Source organism: Campylobacter vulpis, assembly GCF_014217995.1.
GTDB classification, from domain to species: domain Bacteria; phylum Campylobacterota; class Campylobacteria; order Campylobacterales; family Campylobacteraceae; genus Campylobacter_D; species Campylobacter_D vulpis.
This window is the reverse complement of sequence record NZ_CP041617.1, coordinates 737,813-753,531: the sequence shown is the minus strand read 5'-3', so window position 1 is coordinate 753,531 and position 15,719 is coordinate 737,813. Positions and strand designations below refer to the sequence as shown.

Genomic DNA, 15,719 nt, shown 5'->3' with positions numbered 1-15,719 from the left:
ATGAAAATTTTAGTTTTAAATTCAGGCTCTTCTTCTATCAAATTCAAGCTTTTTGATAATAAAGTCGTCTTAGCGAGTGGTTTAGTTGAAAAAATAGGCAATAATCAATCTAAAATCGAGCTAAAAAACGCCAAAACAGGCACAAAAATGCGTCGCGACACACATATAGCCAATCACGAAAAAGGTTTGCAATTAGTCGAAGAGCTTTTTAATGAAAGTGGAATTTTAAGAGATTTAAACGAGCTTGATGGTTGCGGACATAGAATCGTGCATGGGGGAAAGAATTTAACGGAGCATTGTTTGGTGGATAATTTTGTATTAGAAGAAATCGACCGCGTTAGTGCCATAGCTCCGCTACACAATCCAGCCCATTTAGCTGGGATTAAAACTATGCTAAAAGCCGCTCCTAAAGTGCCAAATGCGACCATTTTTGATACGGCTTTTCATAAGAGTATGCCTGATTTCGCTTATATGTATGCTTTGCCTTATGATTATTATACAGAATATAATATTAGAAAATACGGCTTTCACGGCACTTCGCACTCTTATGTAAGCTCAAGAGCGGCAATTTTAATGCAAAAAGAAAATATTAACGCTATAAGCGCACATCTTGGCAATGGTGCTAGTGTGTGTGCCATAGAAAATGGAAAAAGCATAGATACCTCTATGGGCTTTACACCTCTTGAGGGCTTAATGATGGGAACAAGGTGCGGAGATATCGACCCTGCTACCCTGCCCTTCATCGCTAAAGCAAAAAATTTAAACGCCGATATGCTTGATACTATGATGAATAAGCAAAGTGGGCTTTATGGCGTTTGTGGTTATAATGACTTTCGCGATGTAGTAAGTGAAATTCAAAATGGTAATAATCTCGCACGCCTCGCCCTTGATATGTATTGTTACCGCTTGGCTAAATATATAGGCTCTTATTTTGCCATTTTACCGCATACAGACGCTTTGATTTTTACTGCTGGAGTAGGAGAAAATGCCTCTTTAGTGCGTCAAAAAACTTGCGAAAGATTAAAACATCTAGGCTTTGAACTTGATGAAAGTTTAAATGAAAAAAGTGAAAGCGGAGAGAGGGAGATTAGCAAAGCAAATTCTAAAGTGAAAATTTTTGTTATCCCCACAGATGAAGAGCTTGAAATCGCTAAAATCACAGAAGGGCTTATTAAAAAGCTCAAAATTAAGGCTTAGTGATTTAAAACCTTATTTAAAAATTCTCTAAGCCTTTCATTTTTAGGATTTTCAAACACGCCTACTGGACTTTCATCAACGGCGATTTGTCCTTTATCCATAAAAAAAATGCGATTTGCTACATTTTTCGCAAAGCCCATTTCGTGGGTAACTACAAGCATAGTTAAACCCTCTTTAGCTAAATCTTTCATAATGTTTAAAACCTCGCCTATCATTTCAGGATCCAGTGCAGAAGTCGGCTCGTCAAATAAAATCACATCAGGACTCATCATCAAACTTCTAGCTATGGCTATGCGTTGCTTTTGACCGCCTGAAAGTTTGTGTGGCATATAGGCTTTTTTATCTGCCAAGCCCACTTTAGAGAGTAAAATTTCTGCCTTAGCTATGGCTTCATCTTTGCTTAAAATCCTTGTTTTAATGGGCGTTAGAATTAAATTCTCAAGGACATTTTTATTCGCAAAAAGATTAAAATGCTGAAAAACCATACTTACTTTTTGACGAATTTGATTGATGTCAATCTTTTCATCTAAGATATTTTCGCCTTTGATGAAAATTTTACCACTATCAGCAAGCTCAAGCCTATTAAGACAGCGTAAAAAAGTGCTTTTACCACCTCCACTAGGTCCTATCAAAGCTACAACATCGCCTTTTTGAATTTGGGTGCTAATGCCTTTTAAGACTTCCAAATTTCCATATTTTTTACATAAATTTTCGGTTTTAATCATTTTGATTGAGCCTTTTTTCTAATAATCTTACACCTAAGCTAAAAATTTTCACACTCACATAATATACAAGTCCTGTGAAAATAATAGGCTTAGGATTATAAAGCACCGCTTGCAAACTCTTACTTTGCATTGTAATATCCACAACGCTTATAAAACCAACCACCGAAGTTTCTTTAAAAAGAGAAATAAATTCATTTGCAAGAGCGGGCAAAATATTTTTAAGTGCTTGAGGTAAAATAATCTCCCTCATCGTGCTTTGATAATCAAGCCCCATAGCCCTAGCCGCTTCCATTTGTCCCTTATCAACGCTATTAATCCCACTTCTTACAATCTCAGCAATATAAGCCGAGCTATTAAGCCCAAGTGCTAAAATCGCCGCATATAAATTATCTAAAAAGGTAAAAATCACAAAAGCAAATATCATAAGCTGTAAAATGACAGGCGTTCCGCGTATAATGTCGATAAACTCATCAACGATGAAATTAAGCACCCTAAAAGGAGAAAAGCGAATCAAAGCCAAAATAAAACCAACAACAAGTCCTATACAAACTGCACAAAAAGTCAGCAAAATCGTAGTGCCATAACTTAGCACATAAGCCTTAGCATTAGGGGTAAAAGCGTAACGCACCCCAGCTTCATCACTCACTTGTAAAATTTCGTAAGGGAAAGAAAAATATCCCCATAAAATAATGATAGTAAAAAATACAAATGCTTGGATACTCTTTTGGGTCAAAATAAAGCCTTATGATTAAAATTAAAGCCCAAATTTTAGAAAAATAATCTTTTATTTTTCTTTAAAATGTGTTAGAATTTTTAAAATTTAAAGGGAAAAAATGGCAATTTTAGAATTTATTTTAATCTTTCTTTTTGTTTTGCTAATGGCATTTTTAATCATAGGCTTTAACCGCCAAATGCTAGAAAAAGCTAAAGAAAGAGAAAAAGGCTAGAAAAGTATAATAAGGCAAAATCAAAGGATAAATGATGAGAAAAAGCATTATCGACTTTCAAAAACAAAAAGCAAATAGAGACAAAATCACTATGGTGGCAGCTTACGATTATCCTAGTGCTAGGGCTTTAGATGAGGCTGGGGTGGATATGATTTTAGTGGGCGATTCTGTGGCTATGGTGCTTTTAGGACACGAGGATACGCTAAGTGTGAGTATGGAGGAAATGCTTATTTTCACAAAAGCTGTTTCAAAAGCCGCTAAAAATGCCTTTGTATTAGCTGATATGCCCTTTATGTCCTATCAAAGCTCCACTTATGACGCCTTACAAAATGCGGCGAAATTTATGAAGGAAGGTCGTGCAAATGGCGTGAAATTAGAGGGAGGAAGTGAGTTTAGTGAGTGCATTAGAGCTTTAAGCCGTGCCTCTATCCCCGTCATCGCTCACATAGGACTTACCCCACAAAGTGTCAATGCTATGGGAGGATATAAGGTGCAAGGCAAAAGCAAAGAAGCCGCTAAAAAACTCATCGACGATGCCAAAGCCGTGCAAGATGCGGGTGCTAGTATGGTTTTAATGGAATGTGTGCCAAGCAAATTAGCACAAAAAATCACCCAAATCCTAGAAGTGCCAACCATAGGCATAGGAGCGGGGAAACACTGCGATGGACAGGTTTTAGTCTATCACGATTTTTTGGGACTTCATCAAGGATTTAAGCCCAAATTTGTGAGAAAATTTGCCAATTTAAACCCAAATGAGGGCATAAAAGCCTACATTAACGCCGTAAAAAGCGGAGAATTTCCAAGTGAAGAATATAGCTTTTCTTTAGAAAATGATGAGTGGATTGAAGAATTATATTAAAGGAAAAAAATGCAAATTATAAACAATATCACGGATTTAAAAAAAGTCATTAAAGAGTGGAAAAGTCAAAATTTAAGCATAGGCTATGTGCCGACTATGGGTTATTTGCACGAGGGACATTTAAGCCTTATTAAAAAAGCAAGTCAAAACGATAAAATTATCGTTAGCATTTTTGTTAATCCTATGCAATTTGGCGTTAATGAGGACCTAGCGACCTACCCAAGAGACTTAGAAAGAGACGCTAAGCTTTGCGAAAATGAGGGCGTAGCAGTGCTTTTTACGCCTAGTGTAGAGCAAATGTATCCTAAGGGCTTTAGCTCTTATGTAGATATGGACTCACTTACCGATAAATTATGTGGAGCAAAAAGAGAGGGGCATTTTCGTGGAGTTTGCACCATTTTGATGAAATTTTTTCATCTTATCACGCCTGATGTGGCGTATTTTGGGCAAAAAGACGCCCAGCAATGTGCTGTGGTTAAACATATGGTAGAGGATTTAAATTTAGACCTTAAAATAGAAATTTGCCCCATTGTAAGAGAAAAGGACGGCTTGGCAAAAAGTTCGCGTAATGTTTATTTAAACGAGGCGGAGAGAAAGGCGGCTCTAGTGCTTTCAAGGGCGATTTTTTTAGGAGAAAATTTAATCCAAAAGGGCGAAAGAGAGAGCAAAATTATACTTCAAGCTATGCGTGAAGAATTGCAAAAAGAAAGCCTTGCTAGGATTGATTATATCGAGCTTGTTAATCCTAAAACTATGGAAAATTTAGAACGCATTGAAGAGGGCGTTTTGGGTGCTTTAGCCGTTTATATAGGCAAAACAAGGTTGATTGATAATTTTTTGCTTTTAAATCTTAAATAAGTATTTTTAGATAAAATGCTGTCTTTTTTAAGGCTTTTTTATGAGTATGGGTGAAATTATCGTTATTTTAATTGTCGCTATTTTGGTTTTGGGACCGGATAAACTTCCAGACGCCATAGTGCAAATTGCCAAGATTATCAAGGCTATTAAGCGTAATATCAATGACGCTAAAGCCGGCATTGAAAAAGAAATTCGCATTAAAGAGCTAAAAGACGAAGCGCAAAAATACCAAGATGAGTTTTCGCTAAGTAATGAAAACATACGCAAAAAGCTTAGTTTTGAGGAATTTGACGACTTAAAAAGAGATATTTTGGATAAAACAAAAGTGGATTTAACTTTCGATAGTAGAGAAAAAGAAACTCCCCCACAAAATCCTACGGAAAAAGCAAATGTTTGAAGAGCTAAAACCCCATTTAATCGAACTTAGAAAAAGATTGCTCATAAGCGTTTTATGTGTTATTGTGATGTTTTTTATCTGTTTTGCTCTTAATAAATATATCCTAGATGTCCTTACTATGCCCCTTGAAGCTGTTTTGCCTGAAATTTCAAAGCAAATCAATTTCATCGAAATGGCAGAGCCTTTATTTACCGCGATGAAAGTAGCATTTTTTGCGGGGTTTTTGCTATCTTTACCTGTGATTTTTTGGCAGTTTTGGAGCTTTGTCGCACCCGGACTTTATGATAATGAAAAACGCCTTGTCGTGCCTTTTGTCATCTTTGCTAGTTTGATGTTTATTTTGGGCTGTTTGTTTTGCTATTTTGTCGTTGTGCCTTTTACTTTTAAATTTCTCATCGATTTTGGTGCAAGTGTGCAAAATTTCAAGCCTATCATTAGCATAGGGGCTTATGTGGGCTTTTTTACAAAACTAATGATAGCCTTTGGTTTGGCGTTTGAAATGCCTGTTTTGACCTATTTTTTCGCTAAGCTTGGCTTGATTGATGATGCTTTTTTAAAAAGGCAATTTAGAATCGCCGTTTTAATCATCTTCATCTTTTCTGCGATGATGACCCCGCCCGATGTTTTTTCACAATTTTTGCTAGCAATTCCACTTTGCGGGCTTTATGGAATTTCCATTTTAATCGCTAAAAAAGTCAATCCCGCCCCTACCGACAATAATGAAAGGAATAAACAATGAAATATGACGGTTATATTCAATCTAGTGATTACGAAGATTTATATTTTGATGTAATTCAACCTAATATTATTAATCTTAATCTCCTCTTTGCAGGCTTTAAACCGGTCAAGAATAAGCATTATTTAGAACTAGGCTTTGGTATGGGACGCTCACTGCTAACGCATGCTGTGAGTAATGAGGGGTATTTTGTCGGCACAGATTTTAATGAAAATCAAGTCGCATTTGCTAAAAATATCTGTGAACAAGCTAAGATTTCAAATCTTACCCTTTATGCAGATAGCTTTAAGCAGCTTTTAGAACGCTTTAGAAAAATGAAAGCCAATGGCGAAGAAGTAGGTTTTGATTTCATAGTTTTGCATGGAATTTATTGTTGGGTTAATGAGGAAAATCGTCAGATTATCCTTAGTATTATCAAGGAATTTTTGCGTGAGGGGGGCGTTGTGTATGTGAGTTATAACTGCTTGCCCGGTCGCTCTGTGAGTATGGACGCTAGGCACATCTTTAAACTCTACTCACAAAAGGAAAACACGGATAATTTTGATGAGATTTTTTCTTTCACGCAGGAATTTGCAAATTTAGAGCCTGAAAATACACTTCATAAAAATATACTAGCGACCATCGATACGCACCGTCATTCTCATCATAATTATTGCATGCACGAATTTTTGTGCGATTCTTGGTATTTGCCCTATTTTAGTGATGTGGCTGAAACGATGAGGGGGGGGGGGTTGAGCTATATTTGTGAGTGTATGTTAGCTTATCATTTTAAGCATTTTTCTCCTAAGGAGGAGAGTTTTTTAGCACGAATTCATAATAAAAATTTCAAAGAGCAAATGAAAGATTTTATCCAAAATAAGGCATTTCGTTATGATTTATATGGTAAGCAACTTTTTAAGCTTAATAAAAAGCAAACCCAACAACAACTTTTTGAAATGCAATTTGTGCTTTTAGACTATCCTACAAGCCAGACTTTTGAGGGTTGTGAGGAGAATTTAAGATGGGCTTATATTGAGCTTATTTCAAAGCTTGAGAGCGAGAATTTCGCACCAAAAAGGGCTAAAACGCTTATGAGTGGTGCTTTTGCAAATAGTGAGGTTCTTTTCCACCTTTTAACCAATCTAATGGCGTTTAATCTTGTAGGCATTTGTGTGCCAAATACAACACATAAAATTGACGAGGTTAAATTTTATAATCACAGCCTCTTAAAAGAGCAAAAATTAAGCCAAGAATACATTTTTGCCTGTGCGCTTACTGGAGGAGGAATTTCACTAGATAGCCTAGAAAGGGCTTTTCTCAATCATTATTTTAACGAAAATCAAATGAATTTAGAAGAGCTATTTGAGCGGATTTATCAAGATGAAAATTTTCACTTTCATGACGCAAATAACCAAGCTTGTAAAGACAGAGAAAGCGTTTTCACTCAACTCAGCTTACATTACAAAAAATTTTTAAGGCGTCTGCCTATACTAATGAAACTTGAAATGTTTTAATGGATAAAGATTTAAGCCTTTCAAATTACGATTATACCTTACCAAAAGAGCTTATCGCCACACACCCAGCCCAGCCCAAAGAAGCGGCGAGGCTTTTGATTTATGAGCGTGGAAAAGATAGGGTTACACACAGCACTTTTGCGAATTTGGAGCAGTTTTTGCCTGATTGTGCTATATTTTTTAACGATACTAAGGTCATTAAGGCTAGAATTTATGGGACAAAAGAAAGCGGAGGGAAAATTGAGCTTTTTCTACACTCTAGCGTGAGCGAGTGCGAATTTAACGCACAAATTAGAGGCAGGGTCAAAAAGGGCGATATTTTACATTTTAAAGAGGGCTTGAGTGCTGAAATTTTAGAGCTTTATGCGGACGGCTTACGCAAAGTTTGCTTTAAACAAGATGAAAATTTACTTAACACCCCTAAGCTTTACGCCCTTTTAGAAAAGATAGGGCATATCCCCCTACCGCCCTATATCAAAAGAGCCGACACGCTTAAAGACACGCAGGACTATCAAAGCATTTTTGCTAAAAATTTAGGTGCTGTGGCAGCCCCTACGGCGAGTTTGCATTTTAGTAAGGCTATGTTAGAGAGCCTTAAAAAACGCCACGAAATTTACACTATCACCCTACACATAGGCGCAGGAACTTTTAAAAGCGTAGAATGCGAAGACCTAAGAGAGCATCAAATGCACAGCGAATTTTTTCACATCAATGAGGCTGCAAAAGCGTGTATCGACAGCAAAAAAGCAATTTTAGGCGTAGGAACGACTGCGACTAGAAGCATTGAGTATTATGCTAGGACGGGGCTTTGTAGTGGGGCGTGTGATTTATTTTTACACCCTTTTAATAAGCCTTTAAGGCAAAATTTTCTCCTAACAAATTTCCACTTACCAAAATCCACACTTATAATGCTTGTATCCTCTTTTATAGGGCGTGAAAAGACTCTAGCACTCTATAAAGAGGCGGTTGCGTTAGAATACCGCTTTTATTCTTACGGCGATGCGATGTTAATTCTTTAAGCCGTCTTAAGCGTTATTACTGCGATAATGATGATAAAAATCCCCACCCAGCCGATAGGCTTTAATTTCTGCTTAAAAAAATACCACCCCCCCAAAGTCGTGCCTAAAATTCCTATACTTCCCCAAAGCGTGTAAGCGACAGCTAGTTTCATACCCTCTAAACTTAAGGCAAGGAGATAAAAGGCAAGCCACACGAGCAAAACGGACACAATGCCCCATTTAAGATTCCTAAAGCCATTAGACTTATTTAAAGCGAGATTAGCCACGATGTCTAAAAGTGCGGCTAAAACGACATAAAGTAAATAGATATTAAACATCTTTAGCCTCGTGTTTCTCCCCCAAATTTACAAGCACAATGCCCACAATAGCAAGTGCCAAGCCTATGTATTCTTGTGTTTTTAAAGAAGTGCCAAAGATAAAAACGGCGATAAGGGTTATCAAGCTAAGCCCCACAATTTCCCAAATGGCATACGCCACGCCTACGCTAATCGTGCGTATAGAAAGAGACATAAAATAATACGCCACCCCTATCATAGCAAACATAAAGCCATAAACGAAAATTTGCTTACCCTCCTGCGAATAATTCATCACAGAAACGCCAAAAACCTCACACACAATAGCAAGCATTAGAAAAATCCATGCTTTTAGCATAAGTCTCTCCTTAAATTTGCAAAAGCAAGATTATAGCATAAGTAAAATTAAAGTCGTTTAAAAAATATTTATAAACCAAAAGCGTGAGCCCATAGGCTCACATAGTAGTTAAACTCTCACCACCACCAAGCATATCTAAACATAAGGGCGTGAGATCTTATAGTATTAGCTGAAGAGAAAATTCCACTATATCCTAAAGAAATATCAGAATCCTTAGTCAAGTCATACGAAACTCCCCCTTGCACCACTCCATAAAGCCTAGCGATGTCAAGTTCAGCATTTAAGACATTGCTATCAAGGTGTAAGGTTCCTTTTGCGTCCTTATAGACATTAAAGATTGTTCCTAGTGCCACAGCTGTTTTAAAACGATTAATCCAAGGCGTTTCATATTTGATTGTCGCAACTGCATCGATGAAATTAAAACTTTGTGCTAGATAATGCTCTCTTGTGCCTCCTAAGTGATTAAGAGTAAAAGGCTTATTATGCATACCTAGATAGTTAAAGCCTATTTGAGGAGTGATTTTCGCATCATTGTGAAGATAATGGCTTAACCCTACTCTAGCATTTGCCCCATATCCAAATACCTTTGCAGTAGAACTAGCAGAGCCTATATAACCACGATAAGTTTTTTCTACATCTCTTTCTATATAGTCAAGCTTAGTAGTAAGATTCATAAAATAAGTTGTTAAATCATCTTCATAAAAGCTATGATTATAAGTTAAACCTGCATAGTAAGAATTCCCGTCCATTTCTATTCTTTGACCTGCGACCTTTTGGTCAGCATTTTCAAAGCCTGCATATACTCCAAAGACTCCATAATCATTTGGTAATTCTCTTTGCGTAGCGATAAGCATACCAGAGGAATTTGATTTTAATTTCCCCGTATGACTTCCTAAGTCTGCACTAAAGTTTTGATAGTAAGGAATCACAAAGGTATGATTTTTTGTATTCTCATCTCTGTGATTGGTGTGGAGTTGTTCTAGTTGGCTTAAGCTTTTACCATTAGCATTAACTTCACTTTCTTTACCTGAAACAAAGACTTGAGTGGTGGCTTCTCTTAGTATCCTTGAGAGATTGACATTTCTTACTCTTTGAGAATAAATGATCGATTGTGCTAGGGTTCTACCACTTAGCTCATCTCTGTTGATATTAGCTCTATACTGACCAGCTCCTCCGAAATTTTCAAAGCTATAAATGCCTGAAACAGAGTGCAGTTTATTCACATCTATGCCTTGACCATTATTGACCTTATCTCCTACGGCATTGCCGTCTTTATCTGCGATGAGGCTATAAGAATTATAAAGCTTATCCACATCTAAGCCCTTTGTGTTGATAAAGGAATCTCCTATGCTTATGTTTGCAAAATCTCCATCTACTAGTAGGGCATTTGCTTTTCTTTCTTCAGCTGTGGCGTAATCTTCTTTATTAAAATACCAAGCATTAATGTGAAGTTTGCCTCCACCCTTATTTTCTATATGGACACCACTTGCTGTTTTACCTATCTCTCCTATGGTGTGATAACCATCTGCTGCGTTTTCATCTCTTCTAAAGTCATTGATAACGGTTAAAGTTCCACCATCATTGATGATACCACTTTGAATTTTGCCTTGATTGTTGATTTTTGCTGTGCCGTGGTTTGTGATTTGCTGACTTACTGTTCCTGTATTTGTGATAGTGGCATTTGCACCTGTTTGATTTGTGATATTTGTGGTTGTGCCTCGGTTGTTAATGGTAGCTGTGCCGTGGTTTGTGATGCCACCTGTAACATTACCTCTTTGATTATTGTTAATATTAACGGCATCTTTTCCTTGATTTTCTATTTTACCATTGATAGTGCCTGAGTTATGGATACCGCCTCCAACCTTTCCTGTGCTTTCAATCTTAACATCGCCTGTGATAGTGCCGCCTTGGTTATCTACGGCACCGCCGACTTGTCCTTTGACTTCTATGCCGTTTGCACTGATTGTGCCTCGGTTGGTAACTTTTGTTTTTATCTTGGCATTTTCTTTTATAACTATACCTTGGCTTACGGTGGAGTTATTTAGATTATAAACTCCACTGTGCCCACCTTGAGTATTGATAGTTCCATCAACTTCTATTTTGCCATTTATAACGCCTTGGTTCCATATACCATTACTTAAGGTAGCAGTGTCTTTTATGATAATATCTCCATTAATCGTAGCAAAAATATTAAAAATATCATATTGAGAGGCTCTATCGGTATAAATTTTCCCGGCGACTTCGATATTACCATTTAGCACTGCTACGCCATTTTGACCATATGGATTTGCATTTGCAATTCCACCCATTAAGGTAGCGTTTTCACCAACTTTTATGCTTCCATTAAGCATTTTGTGATTATACACACTGATATAATAAGACCTCCACTGCGTTGCATTTCTACCCCCCGTCAAAGTCCCACTTTCTATGTCAATGCCTCCATTGATAGTGCCGTGATTTTCTATGGCTGCTGCACTATTATCACTTGACATAATACTACCTGTTACTTTAATGCCATTAGGGCTACTTGTCCCCGTCCCATTCACCCCTATGGTTCCACTATTAAAAACTCCTCTTCCGCCAGTGATACTGCCTTGCACATCAATATGATTAACTTGCCCACCTGTATTGACTATAATGGCCCTTCTATTTGTAGAGCTTAGAATTCCAGTAGCTCCTATAGTAATGGTTTCAACTCTGGCATTTCTATTTACTTCAATCCCTTGTCCGTGTGCGTTAATCGTTCCATTATTGGTGATATTATTGACTTGAGTTCCGCCATTGATAATAATGCCTTTGCCGTCATTTTTATTTGATGAAATGGTAACGCCGTCATTTATGGTTAAACTTCCCATTTGACCGCTTCCGCTAGTGGTGGTATAAACTGCTGAATTTTTATTATTTAAAGTGATATTGTTGGAGATTGTGGCGTCTATGCTATTTGTTGTATTTGCTGTATCACTAGTATTAATAACCCAGTCCGCTTGACTATAACAGGCTAGTGCAAAGATACAGGCGAGTGATAAAAGAGGCTTTTTAGAACTCTGTGAGTTACCCCCCCCCCCCCCCCGCAAGAGAGTTGATAAGATGTTTTTGCATTATAGACCTTTCGTAATTAAGATAAAAATAATCGCAATTATAAAGAAAAATTAACAAAAAGTAAAGAGAAATTCAAAAAATCGTTTTTTTTTTTTTGTGAAATGTGGATAAATGGGGGTTTTAAAACTAAAATCCTACGATTTTATGCTTATCAAAACTTCCCTCAAGCTCCTTTTGTATGCTTTCTAAAAAAGCCCTCATCGTAAAAATGCCGTCCTTTGAAATGGCTGTTTTTAGGGCTGTGTTTTTCACAACCATAAGAATTTGTGCGCCGCTTAGCTCATATTTAGCTAGAGTTTCAAGCTCAAAAGCCTCTTCAAAATCCGCATTTTGAGGCAAAAATTTCTCCCACATCTTAAGCCTGTCCTTAAAATCGGGCTTTTTAAACTCAATCTTTAAATCAAAACGCCTAGAAAAGGCACTATCAAGGCTTTCTAAAAAATTGGTCGTGGCGATTAAAACCCCACTAAAACGCTCGATTTGCTCTAGGAAGATATTTTGCATTTGATTGTGCATTTTATCGCTTCCGCTACCTCCCTCTATGCGTGTGCTTAAAAACTGGTCTGCCTCATTTAGCAGTAAAATGGGGCTTTGCTTACAAGAATTGGCTATTTTTTTGTAAGTGTCAAAAATTTTCCGCACATTTTGCTCACTCTCGCCTACCCATTTGCTTAAAATCTTAGAGCAATCAAAGCTTAAAACCGCCTTTTTCATAGCCTTAGCCACGCCAAATGCTGACATCGTTTTACCTGTGCCAGGAGGTCCGTAGAAAATGATCTTTGCTTCGATATTTTTAGAAGTTTTAATCCCCCATAAACTAAGCCTTTCAAGGACTTTTTTATCTTTTTGTTTTAGGATATTGCTTAAAAGTTCTTTGGTATTTTCAGGTATGATGATGTCATTGATGTCGATATTTGGCTCGATGAGTTCGAAAATTTCTTGCTCTTTGACAAGGCTTTCAAGTTTGATTTGGCTTTGTTTAGTGGGGGAATTAATCACTCTTTCTAAAATCTCATCACTGATAAAAAAACTCTTAGAAAGCTCACCAAAAGCGTTTAAATACTCATCATACTCCACTAAAAAACTACTCAAAAGCTTAGAATCATCTTCTAAAAGCTTTTTATTTTGACGCAGTTCAAGCTCATTTTCGCTAATCAAATTTAGCAAAGCGTTTTGCTCTCTGGTGCTTGAGTTTTCGTGGCTTAGGGCGTATTCTTCCTTTAAAAGTGCTAGGAAGAGAATTTGCTCTTTAGCGTTTAGGGCGTATTCTTTAAAAATAGCATTTAATACATTATGAAATTTGCTAAGTTTCAAGCACTCTTTAATATACTTTTCAAATTCTTTAATGTGGCTTTTAAGCACGGCATAATACTCGCTACGCCTCGCAAAGGAAAGCCTTTCATAAAGCTCTATGCGTAAAAACTCGTCCTTTAAATACTCCAAATAAGCCCCATAAGCCTTACTTTTAGGCACTTTAAATAAACTCTTGCTGTCTAAAAAGTCTAAAAAATACTGACTAAGGCTTAGTTCGCTTTGGAGTAAGACTAGCTTAGAATTGCTTAATTTATTTGAGTCTATGTTTTTAAAAAAACCTAAACCACTCGTTACAAAACCGCGTTTAATCAAGCCTTTTAAATCCTCTAAATAATCCAAATAAGCATAATCTTTCTCCCCAAAAAGTCCAGCAAGTAAGCTAAAGGCACTCACGGAGGCACTGGCACAAACATAGCTTTTACAAAGCTCTTTCAAAATCAAGGCTTCATTTTTAGAGCATTGAAGTCTTTGATAAAGCTTGCTTTTTTCAATTTTAGGCTCATTTAAAAATTCTTTAAGTTCAAGCATTATTTCCCCTAAAAACGGCTAATCATTATCCTAAGCCCTGAAATTTCATCTTTAAAACGCAGTTTTTCATCACACACTTCATAAAATATGACGCTATCTTTACGGCGTAATTTTTGGCTAAAACCGCAAGGCGTTTTTTCTAAATTCTCGCCCTCAAAAAGAGGCTTTGCCTCTAAAATATGGCGTAAAAAGTCCTCATAATAGGCATTTTTTAGGTATTTTTGATTAAATTCTTTTTTGGCATAACAAACGCCATTAAGACAAATTTTTTCTTTAAGATTAAGCTTAAAAAAGGGCTTGGCAAATTTATAAAGCTCTAAAGAAAGGGCGGAGTTTTCACGCTTTAAAAAGCCCGTTTCGTTAATCTTAAAGCTAGATGAAGAGATAAAAACCTGCATACTTTGGGCTTTTTTACTCTCACTTTTTGCCGCACACGCACACAAAAACAAAACGCAAATTAAGCTTATAAGATATTTCATTTTAAATTTTTAAAGCTAAGATTAAGCTCTAAATCAAGCTCTTTAACAAGCTTCATCACCGCTTGTAAATCGTCAATTTGCTTCCCACTCACACGCACTTCCTCGCCTCTTATTTGAGAGCTTACCTTGAGTTTGCTATCCTTAATCGCCTGATTGATTTTTTTAGCGTTTTCGCTGTCTATGCTATTATTAACCTTTAAATTTAGCTTAAATAAAGCCCCACTCTCGCGGGAAAGCTCCTTAATGCCCTTAGGATTAATCCCTCTTTTGATAAGCTTTGAAATCACAATATCCTTTAAAACTTCAAGCTTTGCTTCACTTGAACATAAAAGTTTAAAAAGGCTTTCTTTTTCGCTAAATTCTAGCTCACTTTTCACGCCTTTTAAATCGTATCTGCTCTCAAGCTCTTTTTTGGCTTGCTCTAGGGCGTTTTTAAGCTCCCCGCAATCAAGCGCCCCGCTAATGTCAAAACTATGCTCACTTGCCATTTTCTACCCACTCTTTCAAATTTTCATAAAGCTTTTGGATTAAAGTTGCTAAACTTTCCTTACTCGCCCACGCAATGTGCGGGGTGATTAAAAGCCTATTTTTATCTTTCACGCTTAAAAGGGGGTGATTTTTAAGCATAGGCTCGTTTTCTAAAACATCAAGCCCCACTCTAAAATTCCCCTCGTCCATCGCCCTTGCTAAATCCGCTTCATTGATAATGCCTCCACGCCCAACATTAATCAAAATCGCCTCATTTTTCAGCATTTTAAGCTCTTTATAGCTTATAAGATTGTGCGTTTTTTCATTTAAGGGGGCGTGAATACTAATAATATCGCAAGTTTTTAAAAGCTCCTCAAGCTCTAATTTTTCATACTCTGCGTTATGATTTGCCCCACTTGTAGAATAATAGCACACCCTAGCTCCAAAGGCACTTGAAATTCTAGCCACCTCTTTACCTATCGTTCCAAGCCCTATAATGCCGTGTTTTTTACCGCTTAAATCACTTAGCATTTGGGTAAAATCGGTAAAAATTTCACTTTCACACCATTTACCCTTTTTTACCCAGTCATTATAAAAAATCGTTTGATTTAAAAAAGCAAAGATTAAAGCAAAGCTATGTTGAACGACACTTTTTGTCGAGTAAGCGGCGACATTTTTCACAGCAATACCCTGCTTTTTGGCGTATTCAATGTCTATATTATTAAGCCCGGTTGCTGTTTCTAAAATGAGTTTTAAATTGGTATTTTTAAGGACATTTTCATCTAAAATGACCTTATTAACCATCGCTACATCGGCATTTTTAAGCCTTTCAATAACCTTATCTTTGGGTGTTAGCTCATAACTTACAAAGTTCCCAAATTCGCTAAACTTACTTAAATCCGCTCCACCTAAGGTCGCAGAATCTAAACATACAATTTTCATTTTTACT

The 15,719-nt window shown here is 36.8% G+C and carries 16 protein-coding genes; 7 read left to right on the top strand and 9 right to left on the bottom strand.

From position 1 onward, the window contains the following. Positions 1-1,197, top strand: a complete 1,197-nt coding sequence (locus tag CVULP_RS03805; RefSeq protein WP_099507302.1) for an acetate kinase — start codon at positions 1-3, stop codon at positions 1,195-1,197. Here CVULP_RS03805 and CVULP_RS03800 read toward each other — a convergent pair. Both CVULP_RS03800 and CVULP_RS03795 read right to left on the bottom strand, forming a co-directional pair. Beyond that, complete coding sequence (locus CVULP_RS03800; protein ID WP_099462022.1) at positions 1,194-1,922, bottom strand: amino acid ABC transporter ATP-binding protein; 729 nt, start codon at positions 1,920-1,922, stop codon at positions 1,194-1,196. The two genes, CVULP_RS03805 and CVULP_RS03800, sit on opposite strands and share 4 nt — an antisense overlap. Continuing rightward, on the bottom strand, positions 1,915-2,655 hold the full coding sequence (locus CVULP_RS03795; protein WP_099462025.1) for an amino acid ABC transporter permease: 741 nt from the start codon (positions 2,653-2,655) through the stop codon (positions 1,915-1,917). Before CVULP_RS03795 ends, CVULP_RS03800 begins: the two co-directional genes overlap by 8 nt. Before the next feature lie 248 nt (positions 2,656-2,903). On the opposite strand from CVULP_RS03795, the gene panB reads away from it, so the two are divergent. From panB to queA, 6 genes are read left to right on the top strand one after another with little or no spacing between them, the layout of a single operon-like run. Next, entirely contained in the window at positions 2,904-3,728 is an 825-nt protein-coding gene (gene panB / locus CVULP_RS03785) for a 3-methyl-2-oxobutanoate hydroxymethyltransferase (RefSeq protein ID WP_099507301.1), read from the top strand. A 9-nt stretch (positions 3,729-3,737) separates the two neighbouring features. Continuing rightward, a complete protein-coding gene (gene panC, locus CVULP_RS03780) occupies positions 3,738-4,586 on the top strand; it encodes a pantoate--beta-alanine ligase (RefSeq protein WP_099507300.1) in 849 nt (282 codons plus the stop codon). 40 nt (positions 4,587-4,626) lie between these two features. Further along, entirely contained in the window at positions 4,627-4,983 is a 357-nt protein-coding gene (tatB, locus tag CVULP_RS03775) for a Sec-independent protein translocase protein TatB (protein WP_004277326.1), read from the top strand. Beyond that, complete coding sequence (gene tatC / locus CVULP_RS03770; protein WP_099507299.1) at positions 4,976-5,722, top strand: twin-arginine translocase subunit TatC; 747 nt, start codon at positions 4,976-4,978, stop codon at positions 5,720-5,722. The genes tatB and tatC overlap by 8 nt, the downstream gene beginning before the upstream one ends. After that, positions 5,719-7,212: a methyltransferase regulatory domain-containing protein gene (locus CVULP_RS03765; protein WP_265415690.1), complete on the top strand. Its 1,494-nt coding sequence runs from the start codon at positions 5,719-5,721 to the stop codon at positions 7,210-7,212. Before tatC ends, CVULP_RS03765 begins: the two co-directional genes overlap by 4 nt. Continuing rightward, on the top strand, positions 7,212-8,231 hold the full coding sequence (gene queA, locus CVULP_RS03760; RefSeq protein WP_099507297.1) for a tRNA preQ1(34) S-adenosylmethionine ribosyltransferase-isomerase QueA: 1,020 nt from the start codon (positions 7,212-7,214) through the stop codon (positions 8,229-8,231). The genes CVULP_RS03765 and queA overlap by 1 nt, the downstream gene beginning before the upstream one ends. Here queA and CVULP_RS03755 read toward each other — a convergent pair. The 7 genes from CVULP_RS03755 to CVULP_RS03725 all read right to left on the bottom strand — a co-directional run bounded on the left by CVULP_RS03755 (position 8,228) and on the right by CVULP_RS03725 (position 15,712). Continuing rightward, complete coding sequence (locus tag CVULP_RS03755; protein ID WP_245821686.1) at positions 8,228-8,539, bottom strand: SMR family transporter; 312 nt, start codon at positions 8,537-8,539, stop codon at positions 8,228-8,230. The genes queA and CVULP_RS03755 overlap by 4 nt on opposite strands. A gap of 1 nt (position 8,540) precedes the next feature. After that, entirely contained in the window at positions 8,541-8,882 is a 342-nt protein-coding gene (locus CVULP_RS03750; protein WP_099462722.1) for a DMT family transporter, read from the bottom strand. Between the two features lie 116 nt (positions 8,883-8,998). Then, positions 8,999-11,956 carry an autotransporter domain-containing protein gene (locus CVULP_RS03745; protein ID WP_265415689.1) on the bottom strand — a complete coding sequence of 986 codons (2,958 nt, stop codon included), beginning with the start codon at positions 11,954-11,956 and terminating at the stop codon, positions 8,999-9,001. 151 nt (positions 11,957-12,107) lie between these two features. Continuing rightward, entirely contained in the window at positions 12,108-13,823 is a 1,716-nt protein-coding gene (locus tag CVULP_RS03740; protein WP_099507588.1) for an AAA family ATPase, read from the bottom strand. An 8-nt stretch (positions 13,824-13,831) separates the two neighbouring features. Continuing rightward, entirely contained in the window at positions 13,832-14,302 is a 471-nt protein-coding gene (locus CVULP_RS03735) for a hypothetical protein (protein WP_099507589.1), read from the bottom strand. Further along, positions 14,299-14,790 carry a YajQ family cyclic di-GMP-binding protein gene (locus CVULP_RS03730; RefSeq protein ID WP_099507590.1) on the bottom strand — a complete coding sequence of 164 codons (492 nt, stop codon included), beginning with the start codon at positions 14,788-14,790 and terminating at the stop codon, positions 14,299-14,301. Before CVULP_RS03730 ends, CVULP_RS03735 begins: the two co-directional genes overlap by 4 nt. Beyond that, a complete protein-coding gene (locus CVULP_RS03725) occupies positions 14,780-15,712 on the bottom strand; it encodes a D-2-hydroxyacid dehydrogenase (protein ID WP_099507591.1) in 933 nt (310 codons plus the stop codon). The genes CVULP_RS03730 and CVULP_RS03725 overlap by 11 nt, the downstream gene beginning before the upstream one ends. Between the last annotated feature and the right edge of the window lie 7 nt (positions 15,713-15,719).

Bases quoted from the DNA above. Each gene is read 5' to 3' on its own strand.
- CVULP_RS03735 (WP_099507589.1), bottom strand. From the start codon at position 14,302: ATGAAATATCTTATAAGCTTAATTTGCGTTTTGTTTTTGTGTGCGTGT.
- CVULP_RS03730 (WP_099507590.1), bottom strand. From the start codon at position 14,790: ATGGCAAGTGAGCATAGTTTTGACATTAGCGGGGCGCTTGATTGCGGG.
- CVULP_RS03725 (WP_099507591.1), bottom strand. From the start codon at position 15,712: ATGAAAATTGTATGTTTAGATTCTGCGACCTTAGGTGGAGCGGATTTA.
- tatB (WP_004277326.1), top strand. From the start codon at position 4,627: ATGAGTATGGGTGAAATTATCGTTATTTTAATTGTCGCTATTTTGGTT.
- CVULP_RS03805 (WP_099507302.1), top strand. From the start codon at position 1: ATGAAAATTTTAGTTTTAAATTCAGGCTCTTCTTCTATCAAATTCAAG.
- panC (WP_099507300.1), top strand. From the start codon at position 3,738: ATGCAAATTATAAACAATATCACGGATTTAAAAAAAGTCATTAAAGAG.
- CVULP_RS03750 (WP_099462722.1), bottom strand. From the start codon at position 8,882: ATGCTAAAAGCATGGATTTTTCTAATGCTTGCTATTGTGTGTGAGGTT.
- CVULP_RS03765 (WP_265415690.1), top strand. From the start codon at position 5,719: ATGAAATATGACGGTTATATTCAATCTAGTGATTACGAAGATTTATAT.
- CVULP_RS03800 (WP_099462022.1), bottom strand. From the start codon at position 1,922: ATGATTAAAACCGAAAATTTATGTAAAAAATATGGAAATTTGGAAGTC.
- queA (WP_099507297.1), top strand. From the start codon at position 7,212: ATGGATAAAGATTTAAGCCTTTCAAATTACGATTATACCTTACCAAAA.
- CVULP_RS03740 (WP_099507588.1), bottom strand. From the start codon at position 13,823: ATGCTTGAACTTAAAGAATTTTTAAATGAGCCTAAAATTGAAAAAAGC.
- tatC (WP_099507299.1), top strand. From the start codon at position 4,976: ATGTTTGAAGAGCTAAAACCCCATTTAATCGAACTTAGAAAAAGATTG.
- panB (WP_099507301.1), top strand. From the start codon at position 2,904: ATGAGAAAAAGCATTATCGACTTTCAAAAACAAAAAGCAAATAGAGAC.